Below are 7,630 nucleotides of genomic sequence, written 5' to 3' on the forward strand. Positions count from 1 at the left end.
CCCGGCCCCCCCGGCGGGGGCGGGGGGGGGGGCCCCCGGGGCGCGCCGGCGGGGCGCGGGGGGGGGGTGGGGCGGGGGGGGGGGGGGGGGGGGGGCGGGCCCCCCCCCCCCCCCCGCCCGTCCCTCCCCGTCCCTCGGGGCGGAGCCCCGGGGCAGTCGCGCCCACCGGGGGCATCGCATCCGCGGATGTCAGCCTTAGGGTGGTCGCATGAACGATCGCATGGTGTGGATCGACTGCGAGATGACCGGCCTCTCGCTGTCCGACGACGCTCTCATCGAGGTAGCCGCCCTCGTCACCGACTCCGAGCTGAACATCCTCGGCGACGGCGTCGACATCGTCGTCCGTCCGCCGGACTCGGCGCTGGAGACGATGCCGGAGGTGGTGCGTCAGATGCACACCGCGTCCGGCCTGCTGGACGAACTCGCCGCCGGCACCACGCTGGCCGACGCCGAGGAGCAGGTCCTCGCCTACGTCCGCGAGCACGTCAAGGAACCCGGCAAGGCTCCGCTGTGCGGGAACTCCGTCGGCACCGACCGGGGCTTCCTCCTGCGCGACATGCCGACCCTGGAGGGCTACCTCCACTACCGGATCGTCGACGTCTCCTCGATCAAGGAGCTGGCCCGGCGCTGGTACCCGCGGGCCTACTTCAACAGCCCCGAGAAGAACGGCAACCACCGCGCCCTCGCCGACATCCGCGAGTCCATCGCCGAACTGCGCTACTACCGCGAGGCCGTCTTCGTACCGCAGCCCGGCCCGGACTCCGACACCGCCAAGGCGATCGCCGCCAAGCACGTCCTGCCGGGGCGGTGACGACGCCGATCCGACCCCCCGGGAAAGCCGTGCGCGAGCACCCCTTCGGACCCTGTACACTTTTTCTCGGCCGGTAGGGGAAACCACCCAGTGAACCGCCGGTCATGGTGGGTGTAGCTCAGCTGGTAGAGCACCTGGTTGTGGTCCAGGATGCCGCGGGTTCGAGTCCCGTCACTCACCCTCACCCGTCAAGGGCTGATCCGTGAAAGCGGATCAGCCCTTGACGCGTTTCGCCTCTTGTACGGGACCCTGCCCGCGCAGCGCCCTCCCCGCCGGCGGTGAGCTTCGTCACCGCCACGATCCAAGGGCCCTGCGCGGAGCTCGGCGCCCCGCCTACGACGACGCCCGCTGCACCAGTTCCGTCGCCAGGACCACCTGGCGGGGTTCCAGTTCGCGGGAGACCGTCGGGCGGCGGTCCGCGATCTCGGTGAGGAGGAGGTCCAGCATCCGGCGGCCCATCTCCTCGATGGGCTGGCGGACGCTGGTCAGGGGCGGGTCCATGTGACGGGCGATCGCGGAGTCGTCGTAGCCCACCAGGGCCACGTCGTCGGGGATACGGCGGCCCGCCTCGCGGAGCGCCTGGCGGGCGCCGGCCGCCATGACGTCGGAGCCCGCGAAGACGGCGTCCAGACCCGGAGTGCGGGCGAGCAGATCGGCCATCGCACGCCGGCCGCCCTCCTCGGTGAAGTCACCGGGCTGCACGAGACCCTCGTCCACCTCGCACCCCGCGTCGCGCAGGGCGTCGCGGTAGCCGTCGACGCGACGCTGGGCGCCGTACACGTCGAGGCGGCCGGTGATGTGCGCGACACGGCGGCGGCCCTGGGCGAGCAGATGCTCCACGGCGGAGCGGGCGCCGCCGTAGTTGTCGGAGTCGACGGACGGCAGGGTCTCCGCGGCGGAGCGGGGTCCGCTGATCACGGCCGGGATCTCCAGCTGGGCGAGGAGATCGGGGAGCGGGTCGTTCGCGTGCACCGAGACCAGCAGGACGCCGTCCACCCGGTGCGCCGCCAGGTACTGGGCCAGCCTTCGCCGCTCACGGTCGCTGCCCGCGAAGATCAGCAGCAACTGCATCTCGGTGTCGGAGAGTTCGGCGCCCACGCCGCGCACGATGTCCGAGAAGTACGGTTCGGCGAAGAAGCGGGTCTCCGGCTCGGGGACGACGAGGGCGATGGCGTCCGTGCGGTTGGCGGCGAGGGCGCGTGCGGCGGTGTTGGGGACGTAGCCGAGTTCGGCGACCGCCGCCTCCACGGCCGCGCGGGTCGCGTCACTGACCCTCGGCGAGCCGTTGATGACCCGCGAGACCGTGCCCCGGCCCACGCCGGCGCGCGCGGCCACCTCTTCGAGGGTGGGCCGCCCACCGCTCCGGCTCCGCGCTGAGTGGCTTGCCATGAGCCCCGCCTTCCCGCGTCGTCATCCCGCTGGCCTGGAATCTAACAGTCCCGCCCGTTCGGCCCGCCGTCACCAGGGCTCTCACCTCGGCTCCCGGGGGCCCGCGGCCACCGGGAGCTCTCGCGCCGGCCCGTCCCGGTCCCGGCCGAAAAACGTCACCCGCCGGAGTTAGCTAACAGGCCGATAACTGAACACATCCTTCCGCGCTCCCGCCCTTGACACCCCCGGCGGAACCCGCGACTCTTCAACACATCACTTGTGGGAGCGCTCCCACGGTACCTGACACATACACATCCCGCACGTTCCCCGCCCGAGCCGCAGCGAGAAACTAACGGGTCCAACCATGCAGTTGGCCGGGGGGTCGGCACGTCAGGGCAACAGGAGGACGCAATGCGAGCACGTACCCTCCCCCACTCCCGGCTTCGGTCGGGCGGGGGCACCCGTATCGCCCGCGGGACGCGCAAGACGGTCGTCATCGCGGCCGTGGCCGCGCTGGGCGCCGGGCTGCTGGCCGGCTGTGCCGACGACGGCAAGAAGGACGACGACAAGGGCTCGTCCGGAGACGGCAAGGGCAAGACCACGATCACGCTGGGCCTTTTCGGCACCATGGGCTTCAAAGAGGCCGGCCTCTACGCCGAGTACGAGAAGCTCAACCCGAACATCAAGATCGCCGAGAACGTGATCGAGCGGAACGAGAACTACTACCCGGCGCTGGTGAACCACCTCACCACCAACAGCGGCCTGCAGGACGTCCAGGCCATCGAAGTCGCGAACATATCCGAGGTCACCACCACCCAGGCCGCCAAGTTCCAGGACATGTCCAAGGTCTCGGGCGTGAACAAGAGCAACTGGCTGGACTGGAAGTGGGCGCAGGCCACGACCAAGGACAACAAGACGATCGGGCTCGGCACCGACGTCGGCCCGATGGCCATCTGCTACCGCACGGACCTGTTCAAGGCGGCCGGTCTGCCCACCGACCCGGCGGCGGTCGGCCAGCTGTGGGCGGGCGACTGGAACAAGTTCATCGAGACCGGCAAGAAGTACAAGGCGAAGGCCCCCGCGGGCACCTTCTTCATGGACTCCCCCGGCGGTCTGCTCAACGCCGTCCTCTCCAGTGAGAAGGAGAAGTTCTACGACTCCTCCGGCGAGATCATCTACAAGACGAACCCCGCCGTCCGGGCCGGCTTCAACCTGACCGCGAAGGCCGCCCAGGAGGGCCTGGTGCAGGGTGTTCCCCAGTTCCAGCCGAGCTGGGACCAGACGATCGCGAACAGCAAGTTCGCCACCGTGGCCTGCCCGCCGTGGATGCTCGGCACCATCAAGGGCAAGTCGAAGCCCGAGTCCTCCGGCAAGTGGGCCGTCGCGGTGGCCCCGAAGTCCGGCAACTGGGGCGGCAGCTTCCTGGGCGTGCCCTCCAGCGGCAAGCACGTGAAGGAGGCCGAGAAGCTGGTCGCCTGGCTGACCGCGCCCGAGCAGCAGGCCAAGCTGTTCAAGGTGCAGGGCTCCTTCCCGAGCGCGCCCGGCGCGTACACGATGCCCGAAGTCACCGGCGCCACCAACCAGATGACCGGCAGCGCCAACATCGGCACGATCTTCGCCCAGGCCGCCAAGTCCGCCCCGGTCCAGGTGATCGGCCCGAAGGACCAGATCATCCAGCAGGGCCTGAGCGACAACGGCGTCATCCTGGTGACGAAGGGCAAGTCCACCGAAGAGGCCTGGGCGAACGCCACCAAGACCATCGACAACAGCCTGGACAAGTGACCCGCATGGCCACCCGCCACGACACCGCCGCGCCCCCCGTGAAGGAGGGGGGCGCGGCCCCGGGCCGCCCGCCCGCCGTACCGACGGAGGCGGAACTGCGGCGCCGCTCAAGGCTGTCCCGCCGCTGGCAGCGGGACCTGCGCTGGAGCCCGTACGCCTTCGTCTCGCCGTTCTTCCTGCTGTTCCTGGCGTTCGGACTGTTCCCGCTGCTCTACACGGGCTGGGCGTCGCTGCACCAGGTGGAGATGACCGCGCCCACCGACATGAACTGGGTCGGGCTGCGCAACTACACCCGGATCTTCGACGACGAGTTCTTCTGGAACGCGGCGCGCAACACGCTCACGATCGGCATCATCTCCACGGTGCCGCAGTTGCTGATGGCGATGGGCATCGCGCACATCCTCAACTACAGGCTGCGCGCCTCGACCTTCTACCGGGTCGCGATGCTGGCGCCGTACGCGACGTCCATCGCGGCCGCCTCGCTCGTCTTCGTGCTGCTCTTCGGGCGCGACTACGGCATGATCAACTGGGGACTGGACCTCGTCGGGATCAGCCCGGTCGACTGGCAGAACGACAAGTGGCCGTCCCAGTTCGCGGTGTCCTCGATCATCATCTGGCGCTGGACCGGCTACAACGCGCTGATCTACCTGGCGGCGATGCAGGCGATCCCGCAGGACCTCTACGAGTCGGCGGCGCTGGACGGCGCGAGCCGCTGGCAGCAGTTCTTCCATGTGACGCTGCCGTCGCTGCGGCCCACGATCCTGTTCACCGTGGTCGTCTCCACCATCGGCGCGAGCCAGGTCTTCGGCGAGCCGCTGCTGTTCGACCCGAACAAGGGCGCGTCCGGCGGCGCGGAACACCAGTTCCAGACGCTGGGCCTGTACCTGTACGAGCAGGGCTGGGTGAACCAGCACCTCGGCCGCGCCTCCGCGATCGCCTGGACCATGTTCCTGATCCTGATCGTGGTCGGCATCGTCAACTACGTCATCTCGCGCCGGCTGCGCGCCAGTAGTTAGGAGTACCGGCCGTGACGACGACACTGACCCCGCCGGATACGACCGTGAGGAAACCCGGCCGTGTGCGGCGGCCCAAGTCGGCCCGTGCCGGCGGCACGCTGCACGCCGGCCCCCTCTCGTACGTGATCCTGGGCCTGTTCACCCTCGGCTCGCTGTTCCCGCTGCTGTGGACGGCGATCGCCGCCTCCCGCGACAACAGCCGGCTGGCGCAGACGCCGCCGCCGTTCTGGTTCGGCTCGAACCTGTTCACCAATCTCGACGAGGCGTGGAACGGCGCCAACCTGGGCACGGCGTTCATCAACACGACGATCGTGGCCGGGACTTCGGCGGCCACCATCGTGTTCCTGTCCACGATCGCCGGTTTCGCCTTCGCCAAGCTGAGGTTCAAGGGCCGGGGCGCGCTGATGCTGATCGTGATCGGCACGATGATGGTGCCGCCGCAGCTGAGCGTGATCCCGCTGTACATGATGGTCGCCAAGCTGCAGTGGACCGACCAGCTCCAGGCGGTGATCCTGCCCTCGCTGGTCAGCGCCTTCGGTGTGTTCTTCATGCGGCAGTACCTGATGCAGGCGCTGCCCGACGAGATCATCGAGGCCGCCCGGGTGGACGGCGCGAGCAGCTGGCGCGTGGTGTGGCACGTGGTGTTCCCCGCGGCGCGACCCGCGATGGCGGTGCTCGGCATGCTGATGTTCGTGCAGACGTGGAACGACTTCCTGTGGCCCTTCCTGGTGCTGAGTCAGACGGGCAACCCCACCGTCCAGGTCTCGCTCGCGGCGCTGGGCCGCGGCTACACGCCGGACCAGTCGCTGATCATGGCGGGCGCGCTCCTGGGCACGCTCCCCCTCCTGCTGGTCTTCGCGATCTTCGGCAAGCAGATCGTGGGCGGCATCATGCAGGGTGCGGTGAAGGGCTGAGGCCCACCGTCCCCTCTTGTCGGGGGCCGGGTCATCGCCGCCTCGGCCCCTCCGTACCACCCGCATCACCTCACCCCCCATCCTCCGTCGGTCGGCGACGACCTCGACGACCAACCATGGGAGCGCTTCCATGCCTGAGTCCGCACAGTCGGCCACCCCGGTGACCTTTCCCCCCGCCTTCCTCTGGGGCGCCGCGACCTCCGCGTACCAGATCGAGGGGGCGGTGCGGGAGGACGGCCGCACCCCGTCGATCTGGGACACCTTCAGCCACACGCCGGGCAGGACCGCCGGCGGCGAGACCGGTGACATCGCCGTCGACCACTACCACCGCTACCGCGACGACGTGGCGCTGATGGCGGAGCTGGGCCTGTCGGCGTACCGCTTCTCCATCTCGTGGTCGCGGGTCCAGCCGACCGGGCGCGGCCCCGCGGTCCAGGTGGGCCTGGACTTCTACCGCCGTCTGGTGGACGAGCTGCTGGACAAGGGCATCAAGCCGGCGATCACCCTGTACCACTGGGACCTCCCTCAGGAGCTGGAGGACGCGGGCGGCTGGCCGGAGCGCGACACGGCGCACCGGTTCGCCGAGTACGCGCAGATCGTCGGGGAGGCGCTCGGCGACCGGGTGGAGCAGTGGATCACGCTGAACGAGCCGTGGTGCAGCGCGTTCCTCGGCTACGCCTCCGGGGTGCACGCGCCGGGCCGCACGGACCCGGCGGCCTCGCTGCGCGCCGCGCACCACCTCAACCTGGCGCACGGTCTGGGCACGTCCGCGCTGCGGTCGGCGATGCCGGCCCGCAACTCGATCGCGATCAGCCTCAACTCCTCGGTGGTGCGGCCCCTTTCTCAGACGGAGGCCGATCTCGCCGCCGTCCGGACGATCGACGACCTGGCCAACGGCGTCTTCCACGGCCCGCTGCTGCGCGGCGCGTACCCGGAGACGCTGCTCGCCTCGACGTCGTCGCTCACGGACTGGTCGTTCGTCCTCGACGGCGATCTGCGCGCGATCCAGCAGCCGTTGGACGCGCTGGGCCTCAACTACTACACGCCCACGCTGGTCTCGGCGGCGGACGCGGACCCGAAGGGCCCGCGCGCGGACGGTCACGGCGCGAGCTCGCACACCCCCTGGCCCGGTGCGGACGACGTCGCCTTCCACCAGACGCCGGGCGAGCGCACCGAGATGGGCTGGACGGTCGACCCGACGGGCCTGCACGACCTGATCATGCGCTACACCAAGGAGGCCCCGGGCCTGCCGCTCTACATCACGGAGAACGGCGCGGCCTACGACGACAAGCCGGACGCCGACGGCCGGGTGCACGACCCGGAGCGCGTGGCCTACCTCCACGGTCATCTGCGGGCGGTCCGCCGCGCCATCGCGGAAGGCGCTGACGTCCGGGGCTACTTCCTGTGGTCCCTGATGGACAACTTCGAGTGGGCGTACGGCTATCAGAAGCGGTTCGGCGCGGTGTACGTGGACTACGCGACGCTGGCCCGCACCCCGAAGTCGAGTGCCCTGTGGTACGCCCAGGCGGCGAAGACGGGGACGCTGCCGGCGCTTGAGACCACCTGACCCTCCGGGGGAGCGGGGGACGGGGCGCGGGCCCCCCCGGGGGGGGGCGCGCCCCCCCCGGCCCCCCCCCCCGGGGCCCCACCGCCCGGGACCTGCCCCGCGCAAACCCATAGGGGGGCCCCGCGGGGGGGGAGCCGGGGATCCACCGGGCCAAACCCGCCAAAAAAGGTGG

Annotated in this window: 6 protein-coding genes and 1 tRNA gene; 6 read left to right on the forward strand and 1 reads right to left on the reverse strand. The window is 70.5% G+C overall.

Features of this window, described 5'->3' with window-relative positions; all coding sequences use genetic code 11:
- Positions 1–208 precede the first annotated feature (208 nt).
- Positions 209–811 (forward strand): oligoribonuclease, encoded by a 603-nt coding sequence (gene orn, locus ACIRS4_RS36025; RefSeq protein ID WP_130436633.1) that lies wholly within the window; start codon positions 209–211, stop codon positions 809–811.
- Between the two features lie 107 nt (positions 812–918).
- Positions 919–991: transfer RNA gene (locus ACIRS4_RS36030), tRNA-His, on the forward strand.
- Between the two features lie 153 nt (positions 992–1,144).
- On the opposite strand, the gene ACIRS4_RS36035 is transcribed toward ACIRS4_RS36030, so the two are convergent.
- Positions 1,145–2,200, reverse strand: coding sequence for a LacI family DNA-binding transcriptional regulator (locus ACIRS4_RS36035; protein ID WP_404204148.1), 1,056 nt, complete (start codon positions 2,198–2,200; stop codon positions 1,145–1,147).
- Positions 2,201–2,590: 390 nt separating this feature from the next.
- On the opposite strand from ACIRS4_RS36035, the gene ACIRS4_RS36040 reads away from it, so the two are divergent.
- From ACIRS4_RS36040 to ACIRS4_RS36055, 4 genes are all read left to right on the forward strand, one after another.
- Positions 2,591–3,961 carry an extracellular solute-binding protein gene (locus ACIRS4_RS36040; protein ID WP_404204150.1) on the forward strand — a complete coding sequence of 457 codons (1,371 nt, stop codon included), beginning with the start codon at positions 2,591–2,593 and terminating at the stop codon, positions 3,959–3,961.
- A gap of 5 nt (positions 3,962–3,966) precedes the next feature.
- Positions 3,967–4,977 (forward strand): carbohydrate ABC transporter permease, encoded by a 1,011-nt coding sequence (locus tag ACIRS4_RS36045; protein WP_404204156.1) that lies wholly within the window; start codon positions 3,967–3,969, stop codon positions 4,975–4,977.
- 11 nt (positions 4,978–4,988) lie between these two features.
- Positions 4,989–5,891, forward strand: coding sequence for a carbohydrate ABC transporter permease (locus tag ACIRS4_RS36050; protein ID WP_404204152.1), 903 nt, complete (start codon positions 4,989–4,991; stop codon positions 5,889–5,891).
- Between the two features lie 130 nt (positions 5,892–6,021).
- Entirely contained in the window at positions 6,022–7,458 is a 1,437-nt protein-coding gene (locus ACIRS4_RS36055; protein WP_404204154.1) for a GH1 family beta-glucosidase, read from the forward strand.
- The last annotated feature ends 172 nt before the right edge of the window (positions 7,459–7,630 follow it).

The sequence above is a fragment of the Streptomyces sp. NPDC101166 genome (assembly GCF_044768125.1).
Taxonomy (GTDB): domain Bacteria; phylum Actinomycetota; class Actinomycetes; order Streptomycetales; family Streptomycetaceae; genus Streptomyces.

What these genes read in the sequence shown, in the direction of transcription:
- orn (WP_130436633.1), top strand. Translation starts at nt 209, where the DNA reads ATGAACGATCGCATGGTGTGGATCGACTGCGAGATGACCGGCCTCTCG.
- ACIRS4_RS36035 (WP_404204148.1), bottom strand. Translation starts at nt 2,200, where the DNA reads ATGGCAAGCCACTCAGCGCGGAGCCGGAGCGGTGGGCGGCCCACCCTC.
- ACIRS4_RS36040 (WP_404204150.1), top strand. Translation starts at nt 2,591, where the DNA reads ATGCGAGCACGTACCCTCCCCCACTCCCGGCTTCGGTCGGGCGGGGGC.
- ACIRS4_RS36045 (WP_404204156.1), top strand. Translation starts at nt 3,967, where the DNA reads ATGGCCACCCGCCACGACACCGCCGCGCCCCCCGTGAAGGAGGGGGGC.
- ACIRS4_RS36055 (WP_404204154.1), top strand. Translation starts at nt 6,022, where the DNA reads ATGCCTGAGTCCGCACAGTCGGCCACCCCGGTGACCTTTCCCCCCGCC.